Source organism: Peptoniphilus mikwangii (assembly GCF_000468535.1).
Classification (GTDB): domain Bacteria; phylum Bacillota; class Clostridia; order Tissierellales; family Peptoniphilaceae; genus Anaerosphaera; species Anaerosphaera mikwangii.
In genome coordinates this window covers 653,864-669,664 of record NZ_AUQY01000002.1, presented here as the reverse complement: position 1 = coordinate 669,664, position 15,801 = coordinate 653,864, and the positions used below count along the sequence as shown (strand labels likewise).

The following is a 15,801-nucleotide window of genomic DNA, read 5'->3' as shown; positions in this document are numbered from 1 at the left end:
AGGAGAGTGTGCTCCTTGAGCGAACATGAATTATTTCATTCAATAAAAATCGGTCTTGCATCTCCTGAAAAGATCAGAGAATGGTCTTATGGAGAAGTAAAAAAACCTGAAACTATAAATTATAGAACTCTTAAACCTGAAAAAGATGGACTTTTCTGCGAAAAAATATTCGGGCCTACGAAGGACTGGGAATGTAATTGTGGAAAGTATAAGAGAGTTAGATATAAGGGAGTAGTATGTGAGAAGTGTGGAGTAGAAGTAACAAAGGCTAAGGTGCGTCGTGAGAGAATGGGACACATCGAGCTTGCTGCACCTGTTTCTCATATATGGTACTTTAAGGGAATACCATCAAGAATGGGGCTTGTACTTGACATGAGTCCAAGGGCTCTTGAAAAGGTATTGTATTTTGCATCTTATGTTGTAACATATGTTGAGCCCGGCGAAACAGCTCTTTATTTAAAGCAACTTTTAAGTGAAACTGAGTATAGAGAATATAGAGCTCAATATGGAGATAAATTTAAGGCTAAGATGGGTGCTGAAGCAATAAAAGAACTTTTGCAAAAAATAGATTTAGATGCTGAATCTAAGGCACTTACAGAAGAACTTGAAAGATCTACAGGACAAAAAAAGGTTAGAATTTCAAGAAGACTTGAAGTCATTGAAGCTTTTATAAAATCAAACAATAAGCCTGAATGGATGATACTTGAGGCAATTCCGGTTATTCCGCCGGATATCAGACCTATGGTTCAATTGGACGGAGGAAGATTTGCAACATCAGACTTAAATGATTTATACAGAAGAATAATAAACAGAAATAACAGACTTAGAAAGCTGTTAGACATAAATGCACCTGACATAATTGTAAGAAATGAAAAAAGAATGTTACAGGAAGCGGTAGACGCTTTAATAGATAACGGTCGCAGAGGCAGACCTGTAACAGGACCGGGGAATAGACCTTTGAAATCACTTTCTGAGATGCTAAAAGGTAAACAAGGACGTTTTAGGCAAAATCTTCTTGGAAAGCGTGTTGATTATTCAGGGCGTTCAGTAATTGTAGTAGGACCTGAACTTAAATTTTATCAATGCGGTCTTCCAAAAAATATGGCACTTGAACTATTTAAGCCTTTTGTAATGAGAGAACTTGTTGCAGGCGGGTTTGCACATAATATTAAGAGTGCAAAGAGAATGGTAGAGAGAATGCGTCCGGAGGTTTGGGATGTACTTGAAGAAGTAATAAAGGATCATCCTGTACTTTTAAATCGTGCTCCTACATTGCATAGACTTGGAATTCAAGCATTTGAGCCTGTACTTGTAGAGGGAAAAGCCATAAAACTTCATCCACTTTCATGTACTGCATATAATGCGGATTTTGACGGGGACCAAATGGCTGTCCATCTTCCGTTGTCAATGGAGGCTCAAGCAGAAGCAAGACTTCTAATGCTTTCTACTAATAATATTCTTGCATTAAAAGATGGTAAACCTATTACAACTCCAACACAGGATATGATTTTGGGTTGCTATTATCTAACACTTGATAGAAAAGATCACTTAAAAGGTGACGGAATGATCTTTAAAGATTTTGATGAAATGATGCACGCTTATTTAAGTGGGTATCTTCATTTACAATCTCATGTAGGCGTTAGAAAATATGCAGATGAAAATGATAGAAGCGGTAAAATTGTAAACTCTACTGTCGGAAGATTTATAATAAATTCATTTATTCCTCAAAATTTAGGTTTTGTAGATAGAAATGTAGATAAATATTCTCTTGAAATAGATAGAGTAATAGATAAAAAATTATTAGGTGTAATAATTGAAAAAACCTATAAAAAACATGGAAATATAGAGACTGCAAAACTGCTTGATAATATAAAAGCAACAGGATATCACTATTCAACAATAGGAGCAATTTCCATTTCCATGGGAGACGTAGAAGTTCCTGACATTAAACCTGAAATTTTAGCAAAAGCTGATAAAGAAGTACAAAAGTATGAAAAAGCTTATAGAAGAGGTTTAATATCGGATGAAGAAAGATATGAAAAGGTAATTGAAATCTGGAATAATGCAACTGATGAGCTTACAGATGAAGTTATGAACGGTTTTGATTCTCTTAATAATATTTATATAATGGCTGACTCAGGAGCCAGAGGTTCTAAAAACCAAATTAGACAACTTGCCGGAATGCGTGGACTTATGGCATCTCCGTCAGGAAGAACAATAGAAGTTCCTATAAAGTCAAACTTTAGAGAAGGGCTTTCAGTACTTGAGTTTTATATGTCTGCCCACGGTTCACGTAAAGGACTTGCAGATACAGCGCTTAGAACAGCAGACTCAGGTTATTTGACAAGAAGACTTGTAGATGTATCACAACAAGTAATAATAAAAGAAGAAGATTGCGGTACGGATGAATATTTAGTAGCAAAAGATTTTACGGACGGCAAGGAATTAATTGAAGGGTTAAAAGACAGAATTGAAGGAAGATATTCATTTGAAGATGTAATTGATCCGCAAACAAATGAAATAATTGTTCATGCCAATACTGAAATTACAGATGATGATGCAGATAAAATAGTAGCTGCCGGAATAAAAGAAGTTAAAGTTCGTACAGTACTTGGATGTAAATGTAAAACAGGCGTGTGCGCTCATTGCTATGGTAGAAATCTTGCAACAGGTTCTAAGGTTGGAATTGGAGAAGCGGTAGGTGTAATAGCGGCTCAATCAATAGGAGAGCCCGGTACTCAGCTTACAATGCGTACATTCCATACAGGCGGTGTAGCATCGGCGGCGGATATAACTCAAGGTCTTCCTCGTGTAGAAGAGCTTTTCGAGGCAAGAAAACCTAAGGGACTTGCAGTAATATCTGAAATTGAAGGTACAGTAGAAATTAAAGAACAGAATAGAAAACGTGAAGTCATAGTAACTTCTAAGAACGGAGAAAGACAAAGCTATAATATAGTTTACGGAGCAAGAATTAAAGTTAAAAACGGAGACTATGTTCAAAAGGGCGATGAACTTACTCAAGGTTCAGTATATCCTCAAGATTTACTTCGTGTAAAAGGCGCTAAAGGTGTTGAGGAATATATTGTAAAAGAAGTTCAAAGAGTTTATAGACTTCAAGGGGTAGATATTAACGATAAGCATATAGAAATAATTGTAAAACAAATGCTTTCTAAATATAAGATTGAAGATCCCGGTGATACAATGTTCTTACCAGGTTCACTTGTAGAAGCAAATGAATTTAAAAATACAAATAAAGAAATGATAGATAAGGGGCTTCAACCTGCAACAGGAGAAGTAAATCTACTCGGTATCACGAAAGCATCACTTGCAACTGACTCATTCCTATCAGCTGCATCATTCCAAGAAACAACAAGAGTGCTTACGGATGCGGCGATAAAAGGAAAGCAAGATATGTTAAACGGATTAAAAGAAAATATCATAATTGGACAATTAATCCCTGCGGGTACCGGAGCAAGACAAAACAGAACAGTGCAAATAGGAATTTCGGAAAAACTTAAAGAAAACTTTAAACTGCTTGAAAATTCAGAATTACTTGATGAAAGTGAGTTTGAAGAAGTTGAATAATATAAAAGATCTGTCGGAGAAATCCGACGGATCTTTTATATTTTTATTGTGTAAGACTGGTTTACAAGTCATGTTGTAAATATATTTGACTTTGTATAATATTATTCATATATATTTTTTATTTTTGATTTCAAATTTATTGAAATGTTACATACAAAAACAGAGAATTATCGGATAAATAAAGTTGACTTAAGACTTACTCAGTGATATACTTATTAGGTATTTTAGTAATTATCTAAGACTATCTATATGGATAGTCTTAGTGGTGTGTTATTTTAGATGTTCTTAATTGAAAGTTAAAAATTAATTTAGATTAGAACTGTTGGTATAGGTATTAATGCCATAAAGGCAATATTAATATAAAATTTAAACAAGGAGGTGCCTTAATGCCAACTATAAACCAATTGGTTAGAAATGGTAGAAAAAAGGTTGAAACAAAGTCAAAATCACCGGCACTTGATGTAAACTACGATTCACTTAGAAAAGTAGAAACAGAGGTAAACTCTCCACAAAAGAGAGGGGTATGTGTAGCTGTAAGAACAGTAACACCTAAGAAACCTAACTCTGCATTGAGAAAGGTAGCCAGAGTTCGTTTAACAAACGGATACGAAGTAATGGCTTATATTCCGGGAATCGGACACAATCTTCAAGAGCATAGTGTTGTATTAATTCGTGGTGGAAGAGTAAAGGACTTACCGGGGGTTAGATATCACATTATTAGAGGAACTCTTGATACAGCAGGTGTTGACACAAGAAGACAAGCAAGATCTAAATATGGTACTAAGAGACCAAAGAAGTAATTTGATTTTTAATACTTTTATATAGATTTTTGGCTTACGAAAAGTTCGAGTACCAATGAATCGACTATAAATAGTTAAGGAGGGAAGTTATGCCAAGAAAAGGACATATACAAAAAAGAGAAGTGATGGCTGATCCGGTTTATGAAGATGTTGTTATAACAAAGCTTATTAACAACGTAATGTTAGATGGAAAAAAAGGAACAGCTCAAAGAATAGTATATAAAGCTCTTGAAAGCATCCAAGAATCAACTGGAGAAGAAGCTTTAGAGGTATTCTATAAGGCATTGAATAATGTAATGCCTGTATTAGAAGTAAAGGGTAGAAGAATCGGGGGAGCAACATATCAAGTTCCAATCGAAGTTAGACCTGAAAGACGTCAAACATTAGGACTTAGATGGTTAGTAAAATTTGCAAGAGCAAGAGGAGAACATACAATGGATCAAAGGCTTGCTAAAGAAATTTTAGATGCATCTAACGGATTAGGCGCAAGCGTGAAGAGAAAAGAAGAAATGCATAGAACAGCAGAAGCTAATAAGGCCTTTGCTCACTATAGATGGTAAAAAGGGAGGAAGCCGATGGCTCGAGAAATACCATTAGATAAAGTAAGAAATTTAGGTATTATGGCCCATATTGATGCCGGAAAGACTACAACAACAGAGCGTATTCTTTACTATACAGGAAAGATTCACAAGATTGGGGAAACTCATGAAGGTGCAGCTCAAATGGACTGGATGGCTCAAGAACAAGAAAGAGGTATTACAATAACTTCAGCAGCAACAACTGCTTTTTGGAAGGGACATAGACTAAACATTATAGATACTCCGGGACACGTTGACTTTACAGTTGAGGTAGAAAGATCACTTAGAGTACTTGACGGTGCAGTGGCACTATTTGATGCAAAGAGTGGTGTAGAACCTCAATCAGAAACAGTTTGGAGACAAGCTGATAAATATCGCGTTCCAAGAATAGCACATATCAATAAGATGGATATAACAGGTGCTGATTTCTTCAGATCAGTTGAAACAATTGATAGAAGATTAAAAGGTAATCCTGTTCCAATTCAAATTCCTATGGGAGCAGAAGATCATTTTATAGGAATGATTGACCTTGTTGAGATGCTTGCTGAAATATACAAAAATGAAGACGGTACAGAAATTGAAGTAACAGAAGTACCGGAAGAATATAGAGAACTTGCAGAACAATATAGAGATAATTTAATTGAAAAAGTTTCTGAATTTGATGAAGAACTTATGATGGCTTACTTAGAAGGCGAAGAAGTTACTAAGGAACAGCTGAAAAAAGCAATCAGAAAAGGAACTCTTGCAGTTGAAATGACTCCTGTAACTTGCGGTTCATCATATAAAAACAAAGGGGTACAATTACTTCTTGATGCAATAGTAGATTATCTACCTGCTCCAACTGACATTCCTGCAATAAAAGGTATATCAGTAGATACAGGAGAAGAAATTGAAAGACATGCATCAGATGAAGAACCACTATCTGCATTAGCATTTAAGATAGTAACAGACCCATATGTAGGAAAACTTGCATATTTTAGAGTTTACTCAGGAAAATTAACAGCAGGTTCTTACGTATTAAATTCAACAAAAGGTAAGAGAGAAAGAATAGGTCGTATTCTTTTAATGCATGCAAACAAGCGTGAAGAAGTTGAAGAAGTATATGCAGGAGAAATTGCTGCTGCAGTAGGATTAAAAGATACTACAACAGGAGATACACTTTGCGATGAAAAGAGCCAAGTAATTCTTGAAAAGATGGAATTCCCTGAACCTGTAATATCTGTAGCAATCGAACCGAAGACAAAAGCATCTCAAGATAAGATGGCAATAGCACTTCAAAAACTTTCAGAAGAAGATCCGACATTTAGAACTTATACTGATGAAGAAACAGGTCAAACAATCATAGCAGGAATGGGAGAGCTTCACCTTGATATTATCGTAGATAGAATGTTAAGAGAATTTAAGGTGGAAGCTAATATAGGTAACCCACAAGTATCTTATAGAGAATCAATTACTAAGCCTGCAGAAGGTGAAGGAAAATATGTACGTCAATCGGGTGGACGTGGACAATATGGTCATGCTAAGATAAAAGTAGAACCACTTGAACCGGGTAGCGGATTTGTATTTGAAAATGCAATTGTTGGTGGATCAATTCCTAAAGAATATGTAGGTCCTGTTCAACAAGGTATTGAAGAAGCATTAAAATCAGGTATCCTTGGCGGATATGAAGTACTTGATATAAAAGTTACACTATATGATGGTTCATACCATGAAGTAGACTCATCAGAAATGGCATTTAAGATAGCAGGTTCTATGGCTCTTAGAGATGCACTTGCAAAGGGTTCACCTGTATTACTTGAACCAACAATGAAAGTTGAAATTACAACTCCGGAAGAATATATGGGAGATGTAATCGGAGATGTCAATTCAAGACGTGGAAGAATGGAAGGTATGGAATTAGTAAGTGGAGCTCAAATAGTTACATCTTATGTTCCACTTGCAGAAATGTTCGGTTATGCAACAGCACTTCGTTCAAACACACAAGGTAGAGCAAATTATTCAATGCAATTTGATCACTATGAACAAGTACCAAAGTCAATAGCTGACGAGGTATTAGGAGATAAAAATAAAAATTAATTCCTTAGGAGGTTTTTTAAAATGGCAAAAGCAAAATTTGAAAGAACAAAACCGCACGTAAACATTGGAACAATAGGACACGTAGACCACGGTAAAACAACATTAACAGCAGCAATAACATTAGTATTAAGCAAAAAATTCGGTGGCGGAGAATTCGTAGACTACGCACACATAGACAAAGCACCGGAAGAAAGAGAAAGAGGAATCACAATCTCAACATCACACGTAGAATACGAAACAGCAAACAGACACTACGCACACGTAGACTGTCCGGGACACGCCGACTACGTAAAGAACATGATAACAGGAGCAGCTCAAATGGACGGAGCAATCCTAGTATGTTCAGCAGCAGACGGTCCAATGCCACAAACAAGAGAACACATACTACTAGCAAGACAAGTAGGCGTACCACAAATCGTAGTATTCCTAAACAAAGAAGACCAAGTAGACGATCCGGAACTAATAGAATTAGTAGAAATGGAAGTAAGAGACCTATTAAACGAATACGACTTTGACGGAGACAACACACCAATCGTAGTAGGATCAGCATTAAAAGCATTAGAAGATCCGGACGGAGAATGGGGAGAAAAAGTACTAAAACTAATGGAAGAAGTAGACAGATACATTCCGGAACCGGCAAGAGACGTAGACCATCCATTCCTAATGCCGGTAGAAGACGTATTCTCAATCACAGGAAGAGGAACAGTAGCAACAGGAAGAGTAGAAAGAGGAACAGTAAAAGTAGGAGACAACGTAGAACTAGTAGGCCTAACAGAAGAAAAGAGAACAGTAGTAGTAACCGGAGTAGAAATGTTCAAAAAACAACTAGACCAAGCACAAGCAGGAGATAACATCGGAGCACTACTAAGAGGAGTACAAAGAACAGAAATCGAAAGAGGACAAGTATTAGCAGCACCAAACTCAATACATCCACACACAAAATTCGAAGCCGAAGTATACGTACTATCAAAAGAAGAAGGTGGAAGACACACACCATTCTTTAACGGATACAGACCACAATTCTACTTCAGAACAACAGACGTAACAGGAGATATCCAATTGGCAGAAGGAGTAGAAATGGTAATGCCAGGAGATAACTCAACATTTACAGTAACTCTAATCACACCAATCGCAATGGACGAAGGATTAAGATTTGCGATAAGAGAAGGTGGAAGAACAGTAGCATCAGGAGTAGTATCAAAAATAATTGAATAATATAAAATAAAAATACCTCGAGAAATCGAGGTATTTTTTTATGTCATTTGTAATGTTATTGAATTTTTTTATTTCCGTTTGAATCAAAACTTTTTTTGAGTGCCTTCTCAGTCGGGATTATACTTAAAATTAATACTATAAGCTGTAACAGACATATAATTCCGCCGATTTTACCAACTGTATTTATATCTTTTTTTATTATAAAAAGCATAGATATAATTGAAATAGGCAGCATTATTATTCCTAATGAAGAGCACAATTTTCCGTGGTATTTTTGGGCAAAGATCCATGTTTCATTATTTTTCATGGACATACTTGTTCTGTATCCGTGAAATTTGTTTATTTTCATAGGTGGATTTTTCTTATATTTATATCCGATTATAATTAAGCTGAACGGAATTAGTAAGTTCATTATTAACATAAATATCCAAAATTTCATATCAATCTCCATAATAATTATATAGGGATATATGCCTAAATTAATTTACAGACATCAATCCAAGAACTGAACATGGAGTATTTTTCAAGTTCTTCAACTGTAAGTTCTATTGCACTGCTACTGCTTCCGCATGCCGGAAAAACAGTATCAAATCTTTTTAAAGATTCATCAAGATATACTGTTACACCATCATTTATTGCAAATGGACACACTCCACCGACTTCGTGACCTATTAAATTTAATACCTCATCATGGGTTAGCATTTTTGCCTTTGCTTTAAATGTACTTTTATATTTTGCATTGTCAATCTTCATATCTCCTGCAACGACTATTAGAATAGGATTTTCACCGATTTTAAAGGAGAGAGTTTTTGCTATTCTGCAAGGCTCACAATTTGCGGCTTTTGCTGCAAGTTCAACAGTTGCACTTGAGGTTTCAAATTCTAATATTCTGTTTTCCATATTAAATTTTTTAAAATATTCTTTAACTTTTTCTATAGCCATAAAAATTCTCCTTACAAATTTAATTTTATTAAAGAATTATAGCATAGTGATTTTTGAAATTCAAATTATTGAGTACAAGTTGAAACTATTTTAAAATTGACTTTTTAATTTATATATACTATAATCTATTTAGAAATATTTCAAAATAGGTGAGTATATGTCGTTGGAAAAAACCTTTAAGGCATTAAGTGATAATAATAGACGAGAAATTTTAGAAATGTTGAAGAATGGCATGATGAGTGCAGGTGATATAGCCGAAAATTTTGATATGACTCAAGCAACTGTATCGTATCATTTATCAATTTTAAAAGATGCCGGGCTAATTCTTGAGTATAGAGACGGTAATTTTAGAAATTATGTTTTAAATACATCTGTATTTGAGGAGCTTATGTCATATGTTTTTAGTATGGTGAATGAAAAAGGGGAAACTTAAAAATGAGTAGAAGTAAATTATTTAAAATAGGTCTTTTGATAACATTTATACCAATTATTATGGGAGCTATTTATTATAACAGGCTTCCTGAGAGTATGCCGATTCATTTTGGAAGTGATAATCTTGCCGATGATTATGCAAGTAAAAATTTTGCATTGTTTGGTATTCCGTTATTTATGATGATTTTATATGTTGCGACATACTTTATAACTGATAAAGATCCACGAAGGAAATATCAGGGAGAAGGTGCTATGAGAATAGTTCTTTTGATTATACCTGTATTGAGTGTGGCTATATCATATTTGTCAATTTCATATTCACTTGGAAATCGAATTGATATTTCAACATGGGCAAGGGGATTTATATATGTGCTATTTATTTTAATGGGAAATTATTTTCCAAAGACAAAAAGAAATTATACTGTAGGAATAAAACTTCCATGGACACTGCACAGTGATTATGTTTGGGATAAAACACATAGATTTGGCGGATATGTGTGGATAGGCGGAGGAATATTCGGAATAGCTTCAATGTTTTTAAATAAATTTGAAGACATAATAATGATTGCCATAATATTGGTAATTACATTCCTTCCAATGATATATTCATATATTGTATATAAGGAGATTTTAAATGAATAAAAAATTTTTTAATTATATCACTATATTTATATGTGGTATGTTGAACTTTTTTATTTCTCAAAAATTAATTAGAATGCCAATTTTAACATATTTATATTCAACATTCTTTTTTTCTGTTTTATTAGTAGAAATGCCTACACTCTTAAATTTCGTTATAGCTTTCAGTGCAGGCATTTTTGAAGAAACATTTAGATTTTTATTTAAAAAGTTTCTAATAAGAAATTCTAAGGATATAATTGAACCTATAGTTTTTGGATTAGGACATGGAATTGCTGAAGCTGTTATAATTATAAATTCTGTTCTTTTATATGTTAATATATCTCAATTCAGTATGCTAGGAATATATGAAAGATTTTTAGCTATAATATTTCATATTTGTGAAAGTGTAATTATATGGAATGGATTTTTATACAATAAGAAGTATAGATATTTATTAGTGGCAATAGTTATCCACGGCTTATTTGATTTTTTAATTTATATTGGAAATGTATTTAATTTTGAATTAGGAACATTATACTTTATATGGAGTGCTATAGATATTATTTTAGTAGGATATGTTTTAAAGAATAGAAAATATTGGAGGAGTTTATGAAAAAATATAAAATTTTAGTAATGTTGTTTTTATTCGCTTTGTTAGTTTCCGCTTGTGGAAATTCAAAGAAAGCATCCGCTGAAGATGTTGAAAAATATTCAAAAAATGCGCAGAAAGTTATTTCGATAGTTAATTCTAAAGAGGTATCTAGATTGAAAGATATATGTTCAGATGATTTAAAAAATGCGTTGACAGATGAGATTATAGAACAGATAAATGTTGATGTAGGTAGTAAAGGTGATTTTGATTCTTTTATGGATGTTAATGTATCATACCAAAAAGATAAAAATACAGGACAGGATTATATTTTAGTAATACAAAAAGTTAAATATAATAATGGGGAATTGATATATACATTAACTTTTAATAATGACGAAAAACTTTTAGGGATTTTTTATAAATAATTTTATTATGAAAAATATTATATCATGCTTGAATAAAAATATTGACATTAGATTAATATTAGTATATATTATTTCAAGAAGAAAATTACTTTTAAATTAGTGCGGGACGCTAAAAAAGTAATAGATATAATATGAGTCTATTTACTTGCCAATCCTGCACGGCAAGTTTTTTTTATTGGGAGGACAATATGTTAAGACATTTAATAGAACCGTCGGACTTTACAACTGAAGAATTTGAAAGATTATTTGGACTGGCTGATAACATTTTACAAGACCCTGTTAAATATGGTGATGTTTGTAAGGGAAAGTTATTAGCAAGTCTTTTTTTTGAACCTTCTACAAGAACAAGATTATCTTTTGAATCTGCCATGCTGAGACTTGGAGGACAAATTATAGGTTTTGCAGATGCAAAAGTATCATCAACAGCAAAAGGAGAATCTCTTTCGGATACTCTTAGAACTATTGAAAATTATGCGGACATAGCTTGTATGAGACATCCTAAAGAGGGGGCAGCATTACTTGCATCTAAGCACATGACAAGAATGCCGATTATAAATGCAGGAGATGGTGGACATCAACATCCCACACAAACTCTTACGGACTTAATGACAATAAGATATTATAAAAAGAGATTTGATAATATGACTATAGGGCTTTGCGGAGATTTAAAATTTGGAAGAACAATACATTCTCTTGTAAGGGCAATGAATAGATATGAAAATATAAAGTTTGTATTTATATCACCTGAAGAATTGCAAATGCCTAAGCAATTTAAAGATGAACTTGATCCGAAGTGCTATACTGAAACAACAAGTCTTACTGATGCAATAAAAGATCTTGATATACTATATATGTCCAGAGTTCAAAGAGAAAGATTTGTATCGGAAGAAGAATATTTAAGATTAAAGGATTTCTTTATACTTGATAATGAAAAGATGAAGCTTGCAAGAGAAGATATGATCGTATTGCATCCGCTACCAAGAGTTAATGAGATAGCAACAGAAGTTGACAGTGATAAAAGAGCTGTGTATTTTGAACAGGCAAGATTTGGAATGTATGTAAGAATGGCACTTATAATGTTCTTACTTGGAATGGAGGGCTAATATGATAAATGTTTCTAAAATAAAAAAGGGAATTGTACTTGATCATATTGAATGTGGCAAGGGACATATATTATACAAGGCATTAAAGCTTGATGAGGTTACAGATCCGGTTGTTCTTATGCAAAATATAAGTTCAACATCACTTGGAAAAAAAGATCTTATAAAGATTGAAACAGATTTTAACCTTGATTTCACAGTACTTGGACTTATTGCTCCTCATACAACTGTAAATTTTATAGAAGATGGAGAAAGAGTTAAGAAACTTAGGATGGAACTTCCTGAAAGAGTTGAAGGAATAATGCACTGTAAAAATCCAAGATGTATTACAAATATTGAAAATGTACAAGATCATGCTTTTGCTCTTGTGGATGCGGAAAAGAGAGAATATAAGTGCGAATATTGTGATTCTTTGACTATTTATGCGGAGTAAAATATGGCGAGTGTAATATATAATAGAGAAGTTGATAAGAACTATTTTTTAATGAAGGTGGACGAGATTAGCAATGTAGAACCCGGGCAGTTTTATATGTTAAGGGCGTGGGATAATTATCCCACGCTCTCTCGTCCAATTAGCGTATTTGATGTGCAAGAAGACGGTATATTATTTTTATATGAAGTTAGGGGTATCGGAACAAAACTTTTATCTAAACTTAGAGAAAATGATGAGATAAAACTTTTTGGACCATATGGAAATCATTTTTGTTATAAAAATAAAAGGGAGATATCACTTGTTAGCGGAGGTGTAGGAGCAGCACCTTTTTACTATCTTTCAAAATGTTTGAAAAGATATAATGAGTCAGTTAAAATTGATTTATATATCGGAGAAAGAGAAAATCAAAACTTGGAAATGCTATTTAAAGATTTAGATGTAAACTTAAAGGTAAAAAAAGGCGGGTTTATAACAGATATATTGGAGTATGATAAAAAACTCATATACACTTGCGGACCTGAAATTATGATGCGTAAAGTATTTGAGTATGGCAATGAAAATAATTGTGAAGTATACATGTCACTTGAAAACAGAATGGGATGTGGAGTAGGAGCATGTCTTTCTTGTGTATGTAAGACAAAAGATGGGAATAAGAGAGCCTGTAAAGAAGGGCCTGTGTTTTTTGGAGGAGATTTAGTTGAATAGACTTAAAACTGAAATACTGGGAGTAGAATTTAAAAATCCGATTATTCCTGCATCCGGTACTTATGGATTTGGAGAAGAGTATACAAAGTATTATAAACCGTCAATTTTAGGCGGAATTGCATCAAAGGGAATAACATATTATCCAAAAAGCGGAAATGACGGAATCAGAATTTGGGAAACTCCATCCGGAATTATGAATTCAATAGGACTTGAAAATCCCGGAATACATTATTTCGCAGAAAATATATTGGGTAAAATGAATACTCTTGAAACAAATGTGATAGTAAATCTTGGTGGAAATACAGTTGAAGAATATGTTGAAGCTGCAAAAATTTTAAATGATTATGAATTTTTTGCAATTGAACTAAACATTTCATGCCCGAATGTAAAGCATGGAGGAATGGCTTTTGGAATTGAGGCGGATAGTGCAGCATTAGTTACAGAAGCAGTAAAAAAAGCTACAAGACATAGACTTATAGTAAAGCTATCTCCAAATGCAAGAGACATAGTAGAAAGTGCAAAGGCAGTGGAGAAAGCCGGAGCAGACGGAATTTCACTTGTAAATACATTTCTTGCAATGGCAATAGATGCAAAAACAGGTAAAGCGGTTTTCAACAATACTTATGCAGGATTATCTGGACCTGCAATAAAACCTATAGCGCTCAGAATGACACATCAAGTTTGCAAAAATGTTTCAATTCCGGTAATTGCCATGGGAGGTATAACAAACGGAATGGATGCTATTGAATTTATAATGGCGGGAGCATCTGCAATACAAGTTGGAACCGCAAATTTTATGAATCCAAATGTAATTTTAGACATAATAGATGAAATGCAAGAGTTTTTAGAAGAAAAAAATCTTAGGGTTGATGATATAAGAGCAATAATATAATTCTTAACCCTAAGAATTATTTTACATAATTTAATTTTAGACTTTAATTAATGCTGCTAAAGATGTATAATATTAAAGTACAAATATTTGAAAAAAATGTCAAACTTTAGTATAATAAAATCTTAAGAGGTGAGAGTTTGAGTTTTTCTTCCTCTGTAAAAGATGAAGTTGCAAAAATAAAGGTTTCACAAAATTGCGATATAGTTGCAGAATTAAGCGGATTAATTCCGATGTGTGCTTCTTTGAAGTTTAACGAAGGTATAAATATTTACTTTAATACTGAAAATGCAGCGGTAGCAAGAAGGATTTTTACATTTTTAAAGAGATACTATTCTGATGAAGTTGAAGTAGTAGTTTCAAAATCAAAGCAGCTTAAAAAAAATAACATTTATTCTATAATTTTAAAAGATGACGGAGCATCAAGGGTTTTATTGTATGATGTGGACTATCTTAGAAATGAAAACGTATTTACGCCAAACTATATGCCGATATCCATATTAGATATGGACTGTTGTAAAAGAGCATATATTAGAGGGGCATTTTTAGGAGCGGGTTCGATTTCAAATCCGGAAAAATATTATCATTTTGAGCTTGTATCAAGTAAATATGAACATGCAAAATTTTTATCTGAGATAATAAATTCCTTAGGATTTAACTCAAAAATAGTGGGAAGAAAAGAATCTTATATCGTATATATTAAAGAAGCTGAAAAAATATCAGATATGCTTAGTTATATAGGAGCAAGTAAAGCTACGCTTGACTTTGAGAATATCAGAATTTATAAGGATATCAATAATAGAGTAAATAGAATTGTAAATCTTGAAAATGCAAATTTGAATAAAATAGTAAATACATCTGTAAAACAAGTTATGGATATAGAATATATAAAAAATACAATCGGGCTTGAAAGTTTACCTAAAAATTTAAGAGATGTTGCTGAACTTAGATTAGAAGATGATTCGATAAGCCTAAAGGAACTTGGAGAAATGTTAAATCCACCGGTAGGTAAATCCGGCGTGAACCATAGGCTTAATAAGATAAAAGAAATAGCAAGTAAGTTAAGGAGTGAACATAATGGTAACAAAAACGGTTAAGCTGACAAATGAAGATGGGTTGCATGCAAGAGCCGCAGCGCTCTTTGTAAGAGTAGCAAATAATTTTAACTCAGAAATTACCTTACAAGCTCACGGCGATACAGTTAATGGGAAAAGTATTATAGGAGTTATGTCTTTGGGAGTATTTAACGGCGAAGAGGTTGTTTTAACAGCTTTGGGCTCTGATGAACAAGAGGCAATTGACAAATTGGTAGAATTGGTAGAAAATAAATTTATAAATCGTTATTAGAGTGTTGGAGTTTTAATAGGCGGCTATTAAAACTCTTTTAATTTAGAAAACAAAGGTGATA

The 15,801-nt window shown here is 33.3% G+C and carries 17 protein-coding genes; 15 read left to right on the top strand and 2 right to left on the bottom strand.

What is annotated here, in order from left to right; genetic code table 11:
• Positions 1-15: 15 nt before the first annotated feature.
• The 5 genes from rpoC to tuf all read left to right on the top strand — a co-directional run bounded on the left by rpoC (position 16) and on the right by tuf (position 8,254).
• On the top strand, positions 16-3,585 hold the full coding sequence (gene rpoC, locus M915_RS03585; protein WP_036729406.1) for a DNA-directed RNA polymerase subunit beta': 3,570 nt from the start codon (positions 16-18) through the stop codon (positions 3,583-3,585).
• A 386-nt stretch (positions 3,586-3,971) separates the two neighbouring features.
• A complete protein-coding gene (rpsL, locus tag M915_RS03580; protein WP_009221948.1) occupies positions 3,972-4,385 on the top strand; it encodes a 30S ribosomal protein S12 in 414 nt (137 codons plus the stop codon).
• 89 nt (positions 4,386-4,474) lie between these two features.
• Entirely contained in the window at positions 4,475-4,945 is a 471-nt protein-coding gene (gene rpsG / locus M915_RS03575; RefSeq protein WP_009221949.1) for a 30S ribosomal protein S7, read from the top strand.
• Between the two features lie 15 nt (positions 4,946-4,960).
• On the top strand, positions 4,961-7,039 hold the full coding sequence (gene fusA, locus M915_RS03570) for an elongation factor G (protein ID WP_036729403.1): 2,079 nt from the start codon (positions 4,961-4,963) through the stop codon (positions 7,037-7,039).
• A 21-nt stretch (positions 7,040-7,060) separates the two neighbouring features.
• Positions 7,061-8,254, top strand: coding sequence for an elongation factor Tu (gene tuf, locus M915_RS03565; RefSeq protein ID WP_036729400.1), 1,194 nt, complete (start codon positions 7,061-7,063; stop codon positions 8,252-8,254).
• A gap of 55 nt (positions 8,255-8,309) precedes the next feature.
• Here the strand turns inward: tuf and M915_RS03560 are convergent, their stop codons facing one another.
• Together M915_RS03560 and M915_RS03555 are read right to left on the bottom strand one after the other, a co-directional pair.
• Entirely contained in the window at positions 8,310-8,693 is a 384-nt protein-coding gene (locus M915_RS03560; RefSeq protein WP_009221953.1) for an SdpI family protein, read from the bottom strand.
• Between the two features lie 35 nt (positions 8,694-8,728).
• Positions 8,729-9,196 carry a YbaK/EbsC family protein gene (locus M915_RS03555; protein ID WP_036729398.1) on the bottom strand — a complete coding sequence of 156 codons (468 nt, stop codon included), beginning with the start codon at positions 9,194-9,196 and terminating at the stop codon, positions 8,729-8,731.
• 157 nt (positions 9,197-9,353) lie between these two features.
• Between M915_RS03555 and M915_RS03550 the strand changes: the two genes are divergently transcribed.
• From M915_RS03550 to M915_RS03505, 10 genes are all read left to right on the top strand, one after another.
• Positions 9,354-9,629, top strand: a complete 276-nt coding sequence (locus M915_RS03550) for an autorepressor SdpR family transcription factor (protein ID WP_009221955.1) — start codon at positions 9,354-9,356, stop codon at positions 9,627-9,629.
• Between the two features lie 2 nt (positions 9,630-9,631).
• The gene (locus tag M915_RS03545; protein WP_051259781.1) at positions 9,632-10,270 is read left to right on the top strand and encodes an SdpI family protein; all 639 of its coding nucleotides are present in this window, start codon (positions 9,632-9,634) and stop codon (positions 10,268-10,270) included.
• The gene (locus M915_RS03540) at positions 10,263-10,862 is read left to right on the top strand and encodes a YhfC family glutamic-type intramembrane protease (protein WP_051259780.1); all 600 of its coding nucleotides are present in this window, start codon (positions 10,263-10,265) and stop codon (positions 10,860-10,862) included. The genes M915_RS03545 and M915_RS03540 overlap by 8 nt, the downstream gene beginning before the upstream one ends.
• Complete coding sequence (locus M915_RS03535; protein WP_036729395.1) at positions 10,859-11,266, top strand: DUF3887 domain-containing protein; 408 nt, start codon at positions 10,859-10,861, stop codon at positions 11,264-11,266. Before M915_RS03540 ends, M915_RS03535 begins: the two co-directional genes overlap by 4 nt.
• A gap of 188 nt (positions 11,267-11,454) precedes the next feature.
• A complete protein-coding gene (gene pyrB / locus M915_RS03530; protein WP_009221959.1) occupies positions 11,455-12,369 on the top strand; it encodes an aspartate carbamoyltransferase in 915 nt (304 codons plus the stop codon).
• A 1-nt stretch (position 12,370) separates the two neighbouring features.
• Positions 12,371-12,799, top strand: coding sequence for an aspartate carbamoyltransferase regulatory subunit (locus M915_RS03525; RefSeq protein WP_009221960.1), 429 nt, complete (start codon positions 12,371-12,373; stop codon positions 12,797-12,799).
• Between the two features lie 3 nt (positions 12,800-12,802).
• Positions 12,803-13,504 (top strand): dihydroorotate dehydrogenase electron transfer subunit, encoded by a 702-nt coding sequence (locus tag M915_RS03520; protein WP_036729392.1) that lies wholly within the window; start codon positions 12,803-12,805, stop codon positions 13,502-13,504.
• Positions 13,497-14,396: a dihydroorotate dehydrogenase gene (locus M915_RS03515; protein WP_009221962.1), complete on the top strand. Its 900-nt coding sequence runs from the start codon at positions 13,497-13,499 to the stop codon at positions 14,394-14,396. Before M915_RS03520 ends, M915_RS03515 begins: the two co-directional genes overlap by 8 nt.
• 137 nt (positions 14,397-14,533) lie before the next feature.
• Positions 14,534-15,490 (top strand): DNA-binding protein WhiA, encoded by a 957-nt coding sequence (whiA, locus tag M915_RS03510; RefSeq protein WP_036729390.1) that lies wholly within the window; start codon positions 14,534-14,536, stop codon positions 15,488-15,490.
• The gene (locus M915_RS03505) at positions 15,471-15,740 is read left to right on the top strand and encodes an HPr family phosphocarrier protein (protein ID WP_009221964.1); all 270 of its coding nucleotides are present in this window, start codon (positions 15,471-15,473) and stop codon (positions 15,738-15,740) included. Before whiA ends, M915_RS03505 begins: the two co-directional genes overlap by 20 nt.
• Positions 15,741-15,801 lie beyond the last annotated feature (61 nt).

What these genes read in the sequence shown, in the direction of transcription:
- rpsL (WP_009221948.1), top strand. Translation starts at nt 3,972, where the DNA reads ATGCCAACTATAAACCAATTGGTTAGAAATGGTAGAAAAAAGGTTGAA.
- rpsG (WP_009221949.1), top strand. Translation starts at nt 4,475, where the DNA reads ATGCCAAGAAAAGGACATATACAAAAAAGAGAAGTGATGGCTGATCCG.
- fusA (WP_036729403.1), top strand. Translation starts at nt 4,961, where the DNA reads ATGGCTCGAGAAATACCATTAGATAAAGTAAGAAATTTAGGTATTATG.
- tuf (WP_036729400.1), top strand. Translation starts at nt 7,061, where the DNA reads ATGGCAAAAGCAAAATTTGAAAGAACAAAACCGCACGTAAACATTGGA.
- M915_RS03560 (WP_009221953.1), bottom strand. Translation starts at nt 8,693, where the DNA reads ATGAAATTTTGGATATTTATGTTAATAATGAACTTACTAATTCCGTTC.
- M915_RS03555 (WP_036729398.1), bottom strand. Translation starts at nt 9,196, where the DNA reads ATGGCTATAGAAAAAGTTAAAGAATATTTTAAAAAATTTAATATGGAA.
- M915_RS03550 (WP_009221955.1), top strand. Translation starts at nt 9,354, where the DNA reads ATGTCGTTGGAAAAAACCTTTAAGGCATTAAGTGATAATAATAGACGA.
- M915_RS03545 (WP_051259781.1), top strand. Translation starts at nt 9,632, where the DNA reads ATGAGTAGAAGTAAATTATTTAAAATAGGTCTTTTGATAACATTTATA.
- M915_RS03540 (WP_051259780.1), top strand. Translation starts at nt 10,263, where the DNA reads ATGAATAAAAAATTTTTTAATTATATCACTATATTTATATGTGGTATG.
- M915_RS03535 (WP_036729395.1), top strand. Translation starts at nt 10,859, where the DNA reads ATGAAAAAATATAAAATTTTAGTAATGTTGTTTTTATTCGCTTTGTTA.
- pyrB (WP_009221959.1), top strand. Translation starts at nt 11,455, where the DNA reads ATGTTAAGACATTTAATAGAACCGTCGGACTTTACAACTGAAGAATTT.
- M915_RS03525 (WP_009221960.1), top strand. Translation starts at nt 12,371, where the DNA reads ATGATAAATGTTTCTAAAATAAAAAAGGGAATTGTACTTGATCATATT.
- M915_RS03520 (WP_036729392.1), top strand. Translation starts at nt 12,803, where the DNA reads ATGGCGAGTGTAATATATAATAGAGAAGTTGATAAGAACTATTTTTTA.
- M915_RS03505 (WP_009221964.1), top strand. Translation starts at nt 15,471, where the DNA reads ATGGTAACAAAAACGGTTAAGCTGACAAATGAAGATGGGTTGCATGCA.